This is a genomic window from Wolbachia endosymbiont (group A) of Chalcis sispes, from assembly GCF_964026765.1.
In the GTDB taxonomy this organism is placed as follows: Bacteria; Pseudomonadota; Alphaproteobacteria; order Rickettsiales; family Anaplasmataceae; genus Wolbachia; species Wolbachia pipientis.
This window is the reverse complement of the sequence record NZ_OZ034697.1, coordinates 633,676-649,768: the sequence shown is the minus strand read 5'-3', so window position 1 is coordinate 649,768 and position 16,093 is coordinate 633,676. Positions and strand designations below refer to the sequence as shown.

Below are 16,093 nucleotides of genomic sequence, written 5' to 3'. Positions count from 1 at the left end.
TGGTAATTTTACATAAGTTAAAAGTAGCATATGGTTCTCTCCGCGGTCTGAGATGACAATAAATTTGTCAAGCCGCATTATACTTGTTAGGCGGAAGTGGACGGCAACATATTTACCACGAAGTCTAACTAAGTTCTTGCTTGTCCCTTCCATCGGCATTGCTATCTTTATTTTCAATAAAATTATTGTCCTATGCTCTTTTGATGTTTATTGATAATAAAATTCTGTTTTATCAACCAACATCCTATGCATAATTACAGCTAATTTTCTTGCTACTGCTACAATTGCTTTTTTCATTCCTTTTTTCTTCGCAACCCCAGTTTTTTAATTTAAATGTCCTCTTGGTAACTGTAAGCATTGTTTGTGCAGCTTCATATAACATACTTCTACATTCCGCTGGTCCCATCTTTGATATGCTGCCATGCCGATCAACTTTTCCAGAAGAATATTGCCTTGGTGTCAACCCTATATACCCCAGTTGCGGATTAGCCAACGAAGTAAAGCTTAGAAATGCAGCGGCTGCATGGAATATGAAACAAGCGTAGAAAAAATGTGTACCAAAAAATTTATCGGTGATCTGTGGCGAGTATGCTCAATCTCAAATTTGTTTTTCAGAGAGCCAAAAACTGTCTCAATAATCGATCTTTTTCTTAACAAAATCTTCTCATTTAGCGCCATTAATGAGTTTTTCATACCCTTTTTATACTGGTTACAAGCTTTAACCCTCTATCGAATAATTCGTGAAAAAGATCTTTTTTGATATATCCTTTATCTCTAAACAATAATCCAGTCAATTTCTGAGTTAAATTTGGCACAGGTATCAACGTTGCCTTTTGTCACCGTAACCCCTTGAATTTCGCCAGTTTCGTTGATTACTAGATGTACCGAAAAACCACCCATAAGTAGTCTTTCCAATCTTTGCCAACCCTTTGAAAACTTTGTTTCTCGAGGTCCTTTTTGGATGGCAAACAGCGATAGATTATGTACGAAATCCCTGTCACTTTTGACTGTTCGCAAAACCATTGCATTAAGAGCGCTAAATACCATAAAACCCGCGATTTTAGCCTAATAAACCTACTATAGGATGGCAATTTTGGAAACGCTGATTCGTATAATAATTTCAAATAATGCACATAGAAAATTTTAAAATTGTCGCACTTGATATAGCAATATTATGGTAAAAATCTCTGAATGCGTAATCTCTGGCGTCCTGGTTGGTTTTTTGCCACTTGGTAGAAGTTTTTCTGCAAAATTTTCATCGACTGTATTGCAAAAATCATCGACTATACAAAAGATTTCTGTTACTTTTTCTTTCATTGGTAACCTCCTATTTTAGGAATGAATATCAAATACCTCGGAGTTTACCCTATTTCCTTACCTTTTTTATTTTTTCTAATTTACAACTGGGGTTAGCAGTGCTGTGAGAATGGTTGAAAGCGCAAAAGAAAACCTCTCGGAAGTTAAAAATATACTGGTCGATGCAGGTTATACAGGAGAAAATTTTGCAACTCAAATAAAAACGATTATTGGAGCAACTGTAGAAGTAATAAAACGAAGTGAATTACATTCCTTTGCTGTATTGCCACAAAGATGGGTTGTAGAGCGATCTTTCGCTTGGTTAGAAAAATGCAGACGATTGTGGAAAAATTGCGAGCGAAAACTTAACACTAGCCTACAAATGGTCGTTCTTTCCTTCATTTCTCTTCTATTGAGAAGATTTTAAACAGGTTCTAAATCTTTATTTTAAAAATGTCATATTGACCACCGGTACCTGAAAATACTATTCCAATTGATCAGAGCTATCCATTTCCTTAATTTTTGTAACGTTGTCATAGGAGTACTATAACTTTAGTATCAACTATGTTTTATTGTTTTTGCATCTAAAAAAATTTAGCTTATTCAAGCAGCATTTTGCCTTTTTTTGGATGTAGGGATTTTTTAGGAATTGTCTTCTTGAATTCTATGGTATTTTGTTTAACATTGAAACAAGATTCCAGTGTCAGCTACTTGCATGACATTGTTGGTTAATGTTTTATGGCTTTACGATAGCTATACAACTTATCTTAAAAGCAATATAGTGTTTACTATACAATGAATCAAAGATAGTAAGTAAAGTCTATGGAATTTCAAATCGCTACACATTTTCAACCGGCTGGGGATCAACCACAGGCAATCAATAGCTTAATTGCAGGGCTAAATAGCAATAAAAGAGATCAGGTTTTGCTTGGAGTTACTGGTTCTGGGAAAACTTTTACTATGGCAAATGTTATTGCAAGGACAAACAGGCCTGCATTAATTATGGCACACAATAAAACTTTAGCAGCACAGCTTTATGAGGAAATGAAAGGATTGTTTCCCCATAATGCTGTTGAATACTTCATTTCTTATTATGATTATTATCAACCTGAAGCCTATTTACCACAAACTGATACTTATATCGAAAAAGATTCTGCAATTAACGAAAGAATTGAGATGCTGCGTTATTCCACCGTCTGCTCCCTTTTGGAGCGCAGGGATACGATCGTAGTTGCCAGTGTTTCCTGCATATACGGTCTTGGTTCGCCTGAGAGCTACCGCAGCATGATCATACCGCTTAGTGTTGGAAATAAAATTCGTATTAATGATTTCCTGAGCAACTTAACTGATCTTCAATACAAGCGCTCTGATGCCAGGTTTGAGAGAGGATATTTCAGAGTGCGCGGCGATATTGTTGATATATTTCCTTCCCATTATGAAAATAAAGCTTGGCGTTTATCGTTATTTGGCGATGAAATAGAAGAAATTTCTGAAGTTGATGCTATAACGGGCAATGTTACCAAAGGCGTAAATAAAATCACCATTTTTCCAAATAGCTATTACATAACCCCGCGTGAGGCTTTGTTGCAGGCAATTGAACTAGTCAAAAAAGAGCTGCATGAACGCTTGGATTATTACTACTCGCAAAACAAGATTGTTGAAGCAAAGCGCCTCGAGCAACGCACTAATTTTGATATCGAAATGATGAGAACAACAGGAATATGTAAAGGTATTGAAAATTATTCGCGTTATCTCTATGGAATGGAAGCTGGGGATCCACCGCCTACTTTGTTTGAATATTTACCCAAAGACGTAATTTTATTTGTTGATGAGAGTCATGTCACCGTTCCTCAGGTTGGTGCGATGTACAGTGGTAATGAGGCGCGTAAAAAGAAATTGATCGACTATGGCTTCAGGCTCCCTTCCGCTTTTGATAATCGTCCATTAAAATTTGAAGAGTGGGAGGGAGTTAGGCCGCAGACTGTTTACATTTCAGCCACTCCAGGAAAGTATGAGTTGGCAAAGACCAATAATGTATTTATAGAGCAAGTTATCCGTCCAACAGGGCTTACAGACCCAATCTGCATTGTAAAACCAATAGAGAGTCAAATTGATGATGTAATTCATGAGGCACAAGTGACAATAGGGAAGGGATTTTGTGTTTTAATCACTACATTGACGAAAAAGATGGCTGAAAATTTAGCTGAATATATGAGTGAATTGAATATGAGAGTGAGTTATTTGCATTCTGATATTGCTGCGCTGGAGAGAATAGAAATTATATACAAATTGAGATCTAAAGAAATCGATGTTTTAGTAGGTGTTAACTTGCTTAGGGAAGGTCTTGATATTCCAGAGTGTGGGTTGGTTGCAATTTTGGATGCTGATAAAGAAGGATTTTTGCGATCGGAAACTTCATTAATTCAAACGATTGGTCGTGCTGCACGTAATGCTGAAGGTAGAGTAATTTTGTATGCAGATAAAATCACTGGTTCTCTGGACCGTGCATTAAGAGAGACCGAAAGAAGAAGAAAAAAACAAGAAGAACATAATATATTGCACAATATTATCCCGAAGACTATAATAAAACCTATATCAAACACCTTACAGGAGAGGGCAATAGCAGAACCGAAAGTAAATATTAATAAGGATGATTTGAGAAAGCAAATGATAGAGCATGCTGAAAATTTAGAGTTTGAAGAAGCAGCAAGAATAAAAAAATTATTGTAAGGTTAAATAACACATGATGTAATGTGCATATTGTAAAAATGTAAATAATTTTATTGATATCTTTATATTAATACTTTTTAAATATTTAGTACCGCACAATACTTACAATGGACAAGAAAAACTAACACCAGTGCTTTCAGGGTCAGCTAATAAAACGCTTGGGTGGCTGAGAGCAGTGGATTAGATCAGATTAATAAACCTAAATTACTTACCCTTCAAAGAGAAAGAACTACCAACTCTGACTTCTTCTATAACAGAGGAGACCGACTCAGAACTGGGGCTCGATGAGACCGAAGACTTACCACTCTGCGAAAACCCACCACTAGCTTCTAGTCCATCTTCATCACTTCCAGTATCACTAGTCGATTTTTGTGAAGACGATCCTGAATAACAACCACTATCTGCAAAACTTGTAGAAGCGTTACCACCAACTTTTTGTAAATCTGAGAGTAGTTGCTTTCCCTCCTTCTCAGGAGAAGAAAGGAGTAAGTTTAGCTTCTTTCTCCCACCAGGAGTATACAGCAAGTATTTTAACTGTGCATCCTCAAGAGAGTTGGAATCTAGTTTCTTCTGCAGCTTAGGACAAAGAAATGGGCGTAGTTCCTTCTTCTCGTCATTAGTAAGAGGTTTTTCTTGAGAAGAAGCCACTTTTGAGAGTGAAGAATTACGGTGAAGCCATTTTGCTAATTTGTCACGAAATGAACGGTGTGACATATTTTTAGGTTCTACACGAGAACAAATAAGTAAGGATATTATATTGCCTGCCTCAGGAGAGAAAGGTTTGGATATTTGCTCTCCCTCAGGAGACAAAAGTAAGGGTAATCGCTCCTTCCCTTCAGGAGAAAGAACTAAAGGTATCGTCTTTTGCCCCTCAGGAGAAGGTGAAAACAGCAGCTCTTTTCCCTTAGGAGAAAAAAGTGAATGCAGTTGTTGTTTATTCTCAGAAGAAAAAAGCGAGCATAGTTGCTTATTCCCCTCAGTAGAAAAAAGAAAGTCTAGTAGGTTTTCCTGTTCACGAGGATCCGAAATCGAGGATAACTGCTTTCCCGCCTCAGAAGAAAGAAGTAAGGGTAGTTGCTTCTTCCCTTCAGGAGAAGAAAAATAATCTAGAAAACACAAAAAAGCTTTTACTGTTTTATTACTAGCATAAGTAGAAAAATCCGCAAGTGGCAGTGACTGTGGCCGCTTATTGTCTACGGGAGGATTTAGATCTTTCCTTGATTCAGATATCCCTGGAACAGTACTAGTAGTGATAGAAGAATTCGACTGTGGCCGCTCAAGCGACTCGAAACCACTATCTTTAGAAATTTTAGAATTACGGTCCCCGGGCACATTTGGCTTGCTTACGGCATCTTGTGACTTTGCTTCAGAATACTCATCACTACTTTTTCGATCACTTTCATCAGTAACTTGCTGTTTTTCAGATTCCTCATTAGAAGCCACAGAATTTAAGGACATTGAATCATTCCATGCTATAGGAGAAGGAATCGATAAAGATAGCTGTGATTGATCACCAGTGGATTGACTTGAATCTATTTTCCCCGGCACCAACTGAAACAGCCCCCCTTTTCCTCCCTCTCTTTCTGATCCTTGCCTGGGAGAATCCTTTGATGCTACACCCTGACTACACGTGGGAGACTCCAATTTCATATCTAACAGTTCAGTCGATGGTGATCGCGACAATGCTCGAAAACGAAGCTCAGGGTCAATGGACAATTCATGGTCTTTGTTGATTACAGAGTTTTTTATTATTTTGGTTATCACACAGTGAGAAATTTCTTTATTAGAAAAGTCTATGCCATATATTCCACTGTTTCCACATATTGGTAATTCTGCTTGAACTTTACTATAAAGATTATTAAATACAGCATAATTGAATGCATAACTTAGTTTAAGAGCTTCTTCACTTGCTAATATCCTAGGCTCTCCATTATCTAATACAACAGGTATAAGAATTTTGGCTGTTTTTTCATTTAAAGGGAAATTACGAATAAAGCCAGCCACTGTCACTCTTGTCGCTTGACCAATAGATTCTATTATCATATCTTTAAATAACTTCACTTTATAATTAGCACTACTTTCAACTCCAAGATACATACCTACAAGCCATGCCTTATACCGTGTTACACTATCAATAAAACGAGCGTTATCAAAAACATCTTTGATATATACACTATTGTCTTTACCATTAACCTCTAAAGGCTTCTTAGGAACATTTTCATATCTTTCTCTCATCCTTGATAAAAACTTACTCTTAAATTGCTGACTTAATTCTTTATTATCAAATTTAGAACAACACAAATATTCTCCCTTATTAAATGGTACAGTTGTGCTGCTAATTTGCATATCTTCTAGAACATCCTTTTTAAGTGAAGAAGCCAAGTGAGACTTCAAATTAAAAATCACGCCCTTATCTATAGGTGTTACAAACTTAATACTACCTTGTTTATCTACGAACCAATCTCCTTTATAGTTCTTAAGTGGAAAAGATTCAACATCTTTATAGTTTTCAAACGGAAAAGAATTAACATCAAAAATTAGCTTAGCTGTATCCAATATTTCTGCTTTATTACCTTTTTCAATGCCGTAGAATTCACGTATTATCTTCCTTTTTATACTGTCCAGATATCTTCTACACTGATACGTACCCATACTCTTATCAAATGAGACTACAATATAGTCCTCCTTGCCCCTGCTTTGCAGCGTAAAATTAGTTTTAACTGTATTACGAGCATAATTATGTACATTAAAAGCACTAACCAATGCTCTTACTGTTTCTCTATTAGGCATACCAACCTCCCCATTTTTAAATTACAACAACTATTCTTTATTACTACCTTTTGTTACCGCTACCAACTCCACTAGAGCTTGACCCGCTCATAGAACTGCTAGGCTGCTCAGACTGACGTTTCCTTTCTTCTATTTTCCTAGCTGTATCACGATGATCATCAAACCTTTCTTTTTCCACCGAAAGTAATTTTCCACCACCTGGTGCTGTATTCTCACGCTTCCACTTTTCAGCATCAAAACCTTTTTTATCATTACCGCTATGCATATTGCCTCCTAAGTAAAAATATTATGTAACTAATATACTAAAAATAAAATTAAGTGCAAGCATTTTTTTATATTTTTTTTAAAAAAACTTTATTCACTCTTTTTCATAAAACTCAACTTTCAAGATTCCAGCGTCACGCGCTACCCTTTCTTGTCATCCCAGTGCCCAGACACTGGGATCTAGTCTTTTTTGCAATTTCATCAAAAACGCTCCTTTTTAACATAAAACCCTACATTTATCAAACCCAATGCACAGTCTGGATTCCATCGTCACGCGCTGGAATGACAAAAAAAGATGCTGAATGACACTCGTGTTTCTTTATGTCATACCAAATACCCATAGGTGTCATCCCAGTGCCCAGACACTGGGATGGCTTTGTTGCATCGCTCTTCGGATAGTAGGTAACGCACAATAAATTTATGAAGCTATCTCAAATTTAGCCATACCAATATCAGTGAACTTATTGAGCAAATAGCATTTAACAAGTAGTTCCTTCTCACGATTAATCTCAGATTTGCTCCTAAAACTAAACCCAAATATTCGCTTCAACCTTGAGAAAAATCCTTCAATATACGATCTTTTTCCGTAATTTACTTCTTCTTTCCATCTTTTTATACCATTCTCACCATGTAATTTCATTAACTGAATAGCGGCATTTCTATCAAGCATATAATCCAATTTTGGATGCTCTGCTGCGTTGTTTTTCGGAGGAATTTTCGTTTTTATACCATATTGATTACACAGCTTATAGAGCTTTTCTCTATCATATGCCCTATCTGCATATAGTACTTTTATGACATACTGAAAATCGACTTCTTTTAGCAAATCACAAGCTCCATAGTGATCAGAGTAGACACCATTACTGTATTTTACAGCTATGGCTTTTTTGCTGTTTGTATTCAACATTACATGCAATTTTCTTGTCTGTTCATAGCTGCGATACTTTCTATCTTCGCTATTTTCCTTGCTATGACCAGGAGTGTTGTTGTATATACTAATTCCTGTACTGTCTATAGCAATTTCGATATCTTCCATATTATTTTTATCAATTCTGCAATCATTGATCTTAATATTAAGTTTCTTAAACCTTCTTGATGATTGTGAATAGCTGATAACTTGCAAATTTTTCCCAATTTGCTCAAGGTATCCTGCTATAAACCCAACTGTTTGCCTCAGGCCTATTCTAAATAAACAAGTTATTATGTGCACCAAAATTACAACTTTATCGCTATAAATATTGTTGCCACCTGGTATTTTTGGACCATTCTCGTACCACTTTTCTATGGCTTCGTTGATATAATGAAAAATATTTCCTCTTTTTTCTAGAAATTTGTTATATTCGCTATGGTTACTGACCCTCATTTTTTGTGGCATATTTTTTCTTTCAAGGTTAAATGGCTATTTTATAATGAATTTTGTCAGTAGCCACCAGATTTTTTCAGTTGCTATGCAACAAAGCCATCCCAGTGTCAAGCACTGGGATGACAGCAGTCCTACGTCATACCGCCGCGGTATCTCAGCCGCTAACAAGTAGCGGGATGACGGTTGTCGTTTAGCCATAAACATTAAGAAATTTACCAAATGAAAAAAAAGGCAAAAGAAGCCCCGTGGTGGTTGGCTATTTACTATGTACTAAAATATCGGCGTTTTTTTATTCTAAAACGCTTGATTAAGAGCGATTTAGCTGCTTTTAACTTGCAACTAACCTACACCGCAAGTGTTTAAGAAATTTACTAAGCAGGAAAAAAGGCAAAGAAACCCCGTAGTAGCTAGCATTCAAATTCTCCCTTGTCAATTTGACGTTTTTTGCTGTCTTAAACGCTTTGTAAGCGCGTTTCGGCTTATATAGGTAAAAACCTAAAAATTTTTAAAGACATGCGATGCACGTAGTGCGAAAAATTAAACATGAGACGCCAAATACCCTAAGTTTTTTGTCATTAACCTGCACAGATTGCGAAGATAAATAAATAGCTTCAGTTTCATGATAAGGGGGTTGGCGGAGTTTGTCAAGTAAGTTTTTTCGTTTCTAACGGTTGTTGCCAAAAACTATACAAGAAGTCTTTTAAGATCAATCACTTATCTTCAAGGCTTGAATAAAAGCATTCTGTGGAATATTTACGTTCCCTATAGAATGTAACCTTTTTTTACCCTTCTTTTGCTTTTCAAGTAGTTTCATTCTTCGCGTTACATCTCCACCATAGAGTTTAGCTGTTACATCTTTTCTATATGGATTAATCGTTTCTCTGGCAATAATTTTCCCGCCCACTGCCGCTTGAATCGCGATTTTATATTGCTGACGTGGTATTAGATCCTTCAAGCGTGCACATATTTCACGCCCTCTTTTTTCTGCCCTACTTTTGTGAACGATACAAGCCAGTGCATCTACGGGCTCTCCATTAATTAAAAAGCTTAATTTATCTATTTGACTTACCAGATAGCTGGAAATTTCCCAATCCAAACTTGCATATCCTTTGGAAATTGATTTTAATCGATCATAAAAGTCAAAAACAACTTCAGACAGTGGTAATTTATATCTTAACAATGCTGTTGTTGTGTTACCAATGTAAGATAAATCCTCCTGTTCTCCCCTCCTTTCTTCACATAGAGATAGAATCTCTCCCAAGTATTGGTCAGGGACCATTATGGTTGCGGTAATCCATGGTTCTTCCACAATTTCAATTTTCGTTGGATCTGGCATATCACTTGGGTTATGAATATTCAAAACTTCACCACTTCGTGTTGTAACCCTATATATAACACTCGGCGCAGTTGCTGTTAGATCTAAATCAAACTCTCTTTCGAGTCTTTCTTGAATAACTTCAAGATGCAACATTCCCAAAAAACCACAACGAAATCCATAGCCTAGTGCATTTGAAGTTTCAGCTTCGAAGGTAAAACTTGCATCATTTAAATGTAACTTTTCTAGAGCTTCTCTTAGATATTTAAAATCATCCGTTTTATGAGGAAAAATGCTACAAAATACCACAGGATGCACTTCTTTAAATCCAGGAAGTGCTTTACTACAAGGTCTCTTTTCCTCAGTGATAGTGTCCCCTACCTTGCAGTCTGCTACTTCCTTCATTGAAGCAGTTATAAAACCAACTTCACCCGCTGAAAGTTCACCCGTCATCACTTTTTTAGGGGTGAAAATACCGATATTATCTATCTGATATGTAGCATTATTAGACATCATAACAATTCTCATGCCTTTTTTTAGCACTCCATTTTTAACTCGCACTAAAATTACTACTCCTAAGTAAGTGTCATACCAACTATCAACTAAAATTGCTTGCAATGGAGCATTTACATCACCTTGAGGAGCTGGAAGTTTTGCTACTATTGCTTCCAGTACATCTTTTATTCCAAGTCCAGTTTTTGCTGATATTAAAACTGACTCACTTGCATCAATACCGATTATTTCCTCAACCTGGAGTTTTACCCCTTCTGGATCTGCAGCAGGAAGATCAACTTTATTGAGCACAACTATTATTTCATGGTTGTTGTCAATAGCTTTATATACATTTGCAAGGGTTTGTGCTTCAACGCCCTGGCTACTATCTACCACTAAAAGTGAACCTTCGCACGCTGCTAAGCTTCGACTTACCTCGTAAGAAAAGTCAACGTGACCTGGGGTGTCCATGAGATTTAGGCAATATTGATTACCGTCGTTTGCCGTATAATTAAGTTTTACCGTCTGTGCTTTAATTGTAATGCCACGTTCACGCTCTATATCCATTGAATCGAGTATTTGATTGATCATTTCTCTTGCTTCAAGGCCGTTACATTCCTCTATTAAACGGTCAGCAAGCGTTGACTTACCGTGGTCTATATGCGCTATTATTGCAAAATTTCTTATGTTGTTCATTTATGGCTATTTTACTTAAGTAGAACCATTTTACATTTTAAGTGTTGTGAGGGCAATCCTTTATTAAGAGACTATTTACTCCTTCAACATAGACGACACTTTTTTCGAGCAGGAAATCACTTTATTAACCATATAGTTTTCATGATTATTATCTATTTTAGGCAACTCATACAGATAATTTACCATCATTCCAGCCGACTGACTAATGCCCTTTTCAGAAGTATCCGCCATCCAGTTTAGTTGTTTTATCGATGCACCATTGCTTAAATGAAAATGCGCCACCGGGTCATAAGTATTTCCATTACTATTATTCACTTTTAGTAAATAATATGCACATAGTTTAAGCATGTATTGTTTAGTTTCATTTGTACATTCAACATTAGTTTTTAATTGCTCTGCACTTTCTAAAATTTCTGCACTAGATTGTTTTATGTTTAGTTTGCCCAATAAAGTGACATCTTGGTTTAGATTGTTTTTTAGCCATTTCGTAAAGCCAGGTATTGGAGAAAGAGTTGCATATGTTTTTATACTTTTAAACTCCTGTGATAGCTTTTCTACAACCCTTTTGATCAAAAAATTACCAAGGCTGATTCCAGATAACCCTGCTTGAGTGTTTGATATTGAATAGAATATAGCAGTGCTTGCATTACTCGGATCATTTGAAGGTACTGACTCATCTAAAAGGTGTTGAATGCTATCTGCAATCTTATCCACCAATGCAACCTCTACAAAAATTAGAGGTTCGTTTGGTATCTTGTAATGAAAAAAAGCAAAACAGAGACGATCAGAATCTAGTCTGTTTTTTAGGTCGCCCCAAGAGGAAATTTTATGCACAGCCTCATATTTTATAAGTTTTTCTAACAATGATGCAGATGAATCCCAAGTGATTTGACGAAGATCGAGTAGATCAACATCAACCCAAGTATAGAGTATATTTTTTAATTCGTTCTCTAGTGGATTCAAGCTTCTATGTTGGTTTTTTAGCTTAAGCACATCAGAACGCATATCAACAATAAACTTAAGGCCTTCTGGTAGAGAAATAAATTGCTTCAATATTTTAGAACGCGGTGATTCAAGAATTTTTATTAAATCCTGTTCAAATTTATAGTTTAACTCGGGATCTTGGTTTTTCTTATACTCTTTAATTTTCTCATCTATTTCCGCTTTATTCGGATTAAATTTTTCTGCCAGGGTTTGTAGAAATTTTATTTTACCTTTCTCTGATAAGCTCAAGTACAGGTTACCAAGAGATACAGCGTTCTTACGTGCTGAAACCTCCCCTCCCTTTGGATTTAAGCACTCGTTCATCTTCAAGACTAAACTATCGATATCGCGACTGTTGCTTAAATCAGGACTGATGTTACCAATCCACGATCTTACAGCATCTGCCACTCCACCTAGTATTTTAAAAAAGCTTCTTACCGCCTTTTTGTCTTCAACTTTCACTATATCAGTTTTTACCAATGATTCTTTTGTCATAGATTCCCTTTATTATACATAGCTAATGCAAGTCAGGGTCATACCGCCGCGATATCTCTAGATCCCGCTAACAAGTAGCGGGATGACGAATTTGTCGTTTGTCAAATCGTCGGTAAACCCAAGTTATTTTAGCTACATATAGCTTAAGTTAAAGGAAAATTTTAGCTACATAGCAGGCACTATTACTGAATTATTAATGATTCAGTAATACAATAGACTTCTTGCACTACCTCCCAAGCCACAACTGTCATTCAGTAGAAACAAAAACTTACTTGACAAACTCCGCCAGCCCCCTTATCATGAAACTGAAGCTATTGTATTTGCTTTCGCCAATCTGCAGATTAAAAGGTAAGGATTACTTAATGTATCGGCGTCTTATGTTCAATTTTTTGCAGTATATAGATACTGTATGTCTTTACAAAACTTCATCTACATCTAGATTTTTATCTAAATAAGCTGAACGCGCTTATAAAGCGTTACAAGACATCAAAAAATGCCAATACTCGACAGAGATAGTAAAAGACTAGCTAACTCGGGGATTCTTTGTCTTTTTTTCTGCTTAGTAAATTTCTTAAACATTTGCAGCGTAGGTTAGTTGCAATTAAAAGCGGCTGAATCTCGCTTGTCAAGCGTTTAAAACATAAAAAACGCCAATATTTTAAAGCGGATAATAACCCCAGGGTTTCTTTTGCCTTTTTTTTCATTTGGTAAATTTCTTAATATTTATAGCTAAACAACAACCGTCATCCCTAAGTATCCCGCTGCTTGTTAGCGGGATCTCTTGTTAGCGCCGCGGTGGTATGACGTAGGATTGTTGTCATTCCGCTACTTGTTAGCGGGATCTATGTTAAGGTATAGTAGGGGATCTATGTTAAGAGATACCGCGAATGAACCGCGGTATGACGGTTCGCGGCGACGTGACGATAAGCTCGTCATCCCGCTACGTGTTAGCGGGATCTATGCTTTGAGATACCGCGAATGAATCGCGGTATGACGGTGTAGATGATGGTTAAGTAATTCGTCATCCCGCTGCTTGTTAGCGGGATCTAGAGATACCGCGAATGAATCGCGGTATGACGGTTCGCGGCGGCGTGACGATAAGCTCGTCATCCCGCTGCTTGTTAGCGGGATCTATGTTAAGGTATAGTAGGGGATCTATGTTAAGAGATACCGCGAATGAATCGCGGTATGACGGTGTAATGATGGTTAAGTAATTCGTCATCCCGCTGCTTGTTAGCGGGATCTATGTTAAGGTATGACGGTTAAGTAAGGGATCTATGTTAAGAGATACCGCGAATGAATCGCGGTATGACGGTGTAATGATGGTTAAGTAATTCGTCATCCCGCTGCTTGTTAGAACCTGTTTAAAATCTCGGAGAGATGAGGTAAAATAGTGGTAGATTAAGAATGAGGTATATCTATGCGTAAAAATTATCCAAGTGATATGAGTCGAGAGCAATTTGAAAAAATCAGACCAATACTAGAGAGTAGCAGGAAGAAAACGAGACCAAGAAAACTTGATTTGTATGATGTATTTCGTACAGTGTTATACGTCCTAAAAAGTGGTTGCCAGTGGAGAATGTTGCCAAAAGATTTTCCAAGGTGGGAAAGCGTATATTACTATTTTCAAATGTGGAATAAAAAGAATGGAGAAGAACCAAGTTTGTTGGAATTAGTTTTAAAAAAAATTGGTTGGAGAGATCCGTATCAACAATGGTCGGAAAGAGAAAACTAGCTTCTGTATAATTGATGCTCAAAGTGTTAAAAACACAGATACTGCTGAAAAAAAGGGCTATGATGCAGGTAAAAAGATTTCAGGCATAAAGCGTCATATTGCAGTTGATACTCAAGGTCTACCACATGCAATTTATGTAACAACAGCAGAAGTAACTGATCGTAGTAGCGCTGTAAGAATGGTTGAAAATGCTAAAGATACCCTTTCTGAAGTCAAAAATATATTGGTTGATGCAGGCTACACAGGAAAAATTTTTGCAACCCAAATAAAAGATATTATTGGTGCAACTGTTGAGGTAATAAAGCGCAGTGAATTACATTCTTTTGTTGTATTGCCAAAGAGATGGGTTGTTGAGCGTTCTTTTGCTTGGTTAGAAAAGTGTAGACGGCTATGGAAAAATTGCGAACGTAAACTCAATACCAGCTTGCAAATGATTGTCCTTTCCTTCATTTCTCTCCTATTACGAAGATTTTAAACAGGTTCTTAGATTTACTGACAATTTGAAAAACAAAAATTCGTCATTCCGCTACTATAGTATTTTCTAAAACGAATGATAAACGTCTAAAATGGTATTACCAACTAAAAGGTGTAAGTCTGTACATTGATGCATTAGAGGTCTGAGGCGACTTTTGATGGTGTGCCAACAATGCTCTATCGGATTTAGATCTTACTATTACCCACAAATATAAATGTTTGTTGCATAGCTCTTAATGGCATAACTTTTGCTTGAAATAACTGTTTATATGGTGCAATTTACAGCTTTTAGTTGCTAAAATTATAACTCTTAGTTTAATAATTTTAATCTAATAAGCTTTCAGGTTAATAAAATTAAATTATTTGAGTAAATACAATACTATGTTTTTATTTGTGGGTAATAGTAAGGCTTAAAGCAAAATGTAGTACGAACGGTAGGTGGATCTAAAAGATCGAATTACAATCCTGTATACAGCATTTTGCATTATTGTTTGATTATATTTATAGGTACAAAAATGGCTAGAATAATTTTCATGGGAGTAGATGTTTCCAAGGAAGCATTGGACATCTCAATTAATGGCAAGCATAAGCGCATAGCAAACGTGAGTGATGCTATATCTAAGTTTATAGAAACAAATATAGTCGATTTACCCATCAAGTTATGTGTAAACTGGTGGCTATGAAAAGCTCATTATAAAATTGTTGCAAGATAACTGTCCATAAAGCTCACCCGAATCGGGTATATGCATTTGCCAAAGCTTGCAATCATTTTGCAAAAACTGACAAGTTAGATGCTAAATTACTGGAAAAATACGCTGAATTTGTCAGTAAAGACGGTGAAGTAAAAGGATGTATAATTTCACAAAAGCAAGAGGAATTAAAGGAGCTGGGGGCAGTTGAGCGTAATTTAAATGATGCAATTCATGCAAACAAGTGTCGCCTGCAAAGTGCGACGGGAAAAGCTAGAGAATACATAGAAAGACAGATAGGGTTTGCTGAAAAACAATTGAAAGAAATTAGGCAAGACATAGAAGACACAATAGATTCTGACCCTGAATTGAAAGGAAAAAATGAGCTTTTAATCAGCTATAAAGGTATTGGTCAAAGACGGCGAGCGTTCTACTGACAGAGGTGCCTGAGCTTGGTAGATTAGAGAATAGAGAAATTGCATGCTTAGTTGGAGTTGCACCTAAAACTAGTGAAAGTGGAAGAAAAGTTGGCAAAGCTCAAATCAAAGGAGGCAGGTTTTATGCAAGGAAAGCACTATACATGTCAGCTCTTGTTGCTATGCGCCACAACAGAAAAATGAAAGCGTTTTATCAGCGTTTGGTTGATTCTGGCAAAGCTGCTAAGGTTGCATTAGTTGCTGTCATGAGAAAAATTATCGTTTGTTTAAATGCCATGATAAAAAATAACAACTTTTATCTTGACTCTTAAGACGGTAGATGACAGACCATTG

14 protein-coding genes and 2 pseudogenes are annotated in these 16,093 nt (G+C 36.5%); 6 read left to right on the top strand and 10 right to left on the bottom strand.

All coding sequences use genetic code 11. From position 1 onward, the window contains the following. Positions 1 to 244: 244 nt before the first annotated feature. The 4 genes and pseudogenes from AAGD72_RS03275 to AAGD72_RS06370 form a co-directional block, all read right to left on the bottom strand. Positions 245 to 463, bottom strand: coding sequence for a transposase (locus AAGD72_RS03275; RefSeq protein ID WP_182321042.1), 219 nt, complete (start codon positions 461 to 463; stop codon positions 245 to 247). A 41-nt stretch (positions 464 to 504) separates the two neighbouring features. Next, positions 505 to 815, bottom strand: a pseudogene (locus AAGD72_RS06380) (transposase). A 5-nt stretch (positions 816 to 820) separates the two neighbouring features. Beyond that, the gene (locus AAGD72_RS06375) at positions 821 to 976 is read right to left on the bottom strand and encodes a transposase (RefSeq protein WP_369408983.1); all 156 of its coding nucleotides are present in this window, start codon (positions 974 to 976) and stop codon (positions 821 to 823) included. Between the two features lie 167 nt (positions 977 to 1,143). Next, positions 1,144 to 1,317: a hypothetical protein gene (locus tag AAGD72_RS06370; RefSeq protein ID WP_010082315.1), complete on the bottom strand. Its 174-nt coding sequence runs from the start codon at positions 1,315 to 1,317 to the stop codon at positions 1,144 to 1,146. Positions 1,318 to 1,450: 133 nt separating this feature from the next. On the opposite strand from AAGD72_RS06370, the pseudogene AAGD72_RS03265 reads away from it, so the two are divergent. Continuing rightward, positions 1,451 to 1,723 (top strand): annotated as a pseudogene (locus AAGD72_RS03265) (transposase); the annotation flags it as partial. A gap of 395 nt (positions 1,724 to 2,118) precedes the next feature. Further along, positions 2,119 to 4,026, top strand: a complete 1,908-nt coding sequence (gene uvrB, locus AAGD72_RS03260) for an excinuclease ABC subunit UvrB (RefSeq protein WP_341814571.1) — start codon at positions 2,119 to 2,121, stop codon at positions 4,024 to 4,026. A 204-nt stretch (positions 4,027 to 4,230) separates the two neighbouring features. Here the strand turns inward: uvrB and AAGD72_RS03255 are convergent, their stop codons facing one another. The 3 genes from AAGD72_RS03255 to AAGD72_RS03245 form a co-directional block, all read right to left on the bottom strand. After that, positions 4,231 to 6,816, bottom strand: a complete 2,586-nt coding sequence (locus tag AAGD72_RS03255) for a hypothetical protein (RefSeq protein ID WP_341814570.1) — start codon at positions 6,814 to 6,816, stop codon at positions 4,231 to 4,233. Between the two features lie 43 nt (positions 6,817 to 6,859). Next, positions 6,860 to 7,081, bottom strand: a complete 222-nt coding sequence (locus tag AAGD72_RS03250; RefSeq protein ID WP_155969355.1) for a hypothetical protein — start codon at positions 7,079 to 7,081, stop codon at positions 6,860 to 6,862. A 417-nt stretch (positions 7,082 to 7,498) separates the two neighbouring features. Further along, complete coding sequence (locus AAGD72_RS03245) at positions 7,499 to 8,455, bottom strand: IS5 family transposase (RefSeq protein WP_341814569.1); 957 nt, start codon at positions 8,453 to 8,455, stop codon at positions 7,499 to 7,501. A gap of 207 nt (positions 8,456 to 8,662) precedes the next feature. Between AAGD72_RS03245 and AAGD72_RS03240 the strand changes: the two genes are divergently transcribed. Further along, the gene (locus AAGD72_RS03240) at positions 8,663 to 8,806 is read left to right on the top strand and encodes a hypothetical protein (RefSeq protein ID WP_341810636.1); all 144 of its coding nucleotides are present in this window, start codon (positions 8,663 to 8,665) and stop codon (positions 8,804 to 8,806) included. 343 nt (positions 8,807 to 9,149) lie between these two features. On the opposite strand, the gene lepA is transcribed toward AAGD72_RS03240, so the two are convergent. From lepA to AAGD72_RS03225, 3 genes are all read right to left on the bottom strand, one after another. Continuing rightward, complete coding sequence (gene lepA, locus AAGD72_RS03235) at positions 9,150 to 10,946, bottom strand: translation elongation factor 4 (protein ID WP_341814568.1); 1,797 nt, start codon at positions 10,944 to 10,946, stop codon at positions 9,150 to 9,152. Between the two features lie 75 nt (positions 10,947 to 11,021). Next, positions 11,022 to 12,425 (bottom strand): malonyl-CoA decarboxylase, encoded by a 1,404-nt coding sequence (locus AAGD72_RS03230; RefSeq protein ID WP_341814567.1) that lies wholly within the window; start codon positions 12,423 to 12,425, stop codon positions 11,022 to 11,024. A gap of 527 nt (positions 12,426 to 12,952) precedes the next feature. Next, positions 12,953 to 13,129, bottom strand: a complete 177-nt coding sequence (locus tag AAGD72_RS03225; RefSeq protein ID WP_182309489.1) for a hypothetical protein — start codon at positions 13,127 to 13,129, stop codon at positions 12,953 to 12,955. A 716-nt stretch (positions 13,130 to 13,845) separates the two neighbouring features. Between AAGD72_RS03225 and AAGD72_RS03220 the strand changes: the two genes are divergently transcribed. The 3 genes from AAGD72_RS03220 (at position 13,846) to AAGD72_RS03210 (ending at position 16,071) form a co-directional block, all read left to right on the top strand. Further along, a protein-coding gene (locus tag AAGD72_RS03220; protein ID WP_341814566.1) for an IS5 family transposase occupies positions 13,846 to 14,635 on the top strand; the annotation gives its coding sequence in 2 pieces (ribosomal slippage) (positions 13,846 to 14,106 and positions 14,108 to 14,635; 789 coding nt in all). 514 nt (positions 14,636 to 15,149) lie between these two features. Beyond that, a complete protein-coding gene (locus AAGD72_RS03215) occupies positions 15,150 to 15,317 on the top strand; it encodes a hypothetical protein (RefSeq protein ID WP_182319366.1) in 168 nt (55 codons plus the stop codon). A gap of 448 nt (positions 15,318 to 15,765) precedes the next feature. Further along, positions 15,766 to 16,071, top strand: a complete 306-nt coding sequence (locus AAGD72_RS03210; RefSeq protein ID WP_051062205.1) for a transposase — start codon at positions 15,766 to 15,768, stop codon at positions 16,069 to 16,071. Positions 16,072 to 16,093 lie beyond the last annotated feature (22 nt).

What these genes read in the sequence shown, in the direction of transcription:
- AAGD72_RS06370 (WP_010082315.1), bottom strand. Translation starts at nt 1,317, where the DNA reads ATGAAAGAAAAAGTAACAGAAATCTTTTGTATAGTCGATGATTTTTGC.
- AAGD72_RS03255 (WP_341814570.1), bottom strand. Translation starts at nt 6,816, where the DNA reads ATGCCTAATAGAGAAACAGTAAGAGCATTGGTTAGTGCTTTTAATGTA.
- AAGD72_RS03245 (WP_341814569.1), bottom strand. Translation starts at nt 8,455, where the DNA reads ATGCCACAAAAAATGAGGGTCAGTAACCATAGCGAATATAACAAATTT.
- AAGD72_RS03250 (WP_155969355.1), bottom strand. Translation starts at nt 7,081, where the DNA reads ATGCATAGCGGTAATGATAAAAAAGGTTTTGATGCTGAAAAGTGGAAG.
- AAGD72_RS03215 (WP_182319366.1), top strand. Translation starts at nt 15,150, where the DNA reads ATGGCTAGAATAATTTTCATGGGAGTAGATGTTTCCAAGGAAGCATTG.
- AAGD72_RS03225 (WP_182309489.1), bottom strand. Translation starts at nt 13,129, where the DNA reads ATGAAAAAAAAGGCAAAAGAAACCCTGGGGTTATTATCCGCTTTAAAA.
- lepA (WP_341814568.1), bottom strand. Translation starts at nt 10,946, where the DNA reads ATGAACAACATAAGAAATTTTGCAATAATAGCGCATATAGACCACGGT.
- uvrB (WP_341814571.1), top strand. Translation starts at nt 2,119, where the DNA reads ATGGAATTTCAAATCGCTACACATTTTCAACCGGCTGGGGATCAACCA.
- AAGD72_RS03230 (WP_341814567.1), bottom strand. Translation starts at nt 12,425, where the DNA reads ATGACAAAAGAATCATTGGTAAAAACTGATATAGTGAAAGTTGAAGAC.
- AAGD72_RS03240 (WP_341810636.1), top strand. Translation starts at nt 8,663, where the DNA reads ATGAAAAAAAAGGCAAAAGAAGCCCCGTGGTGGTTGGCTATTTACTAT.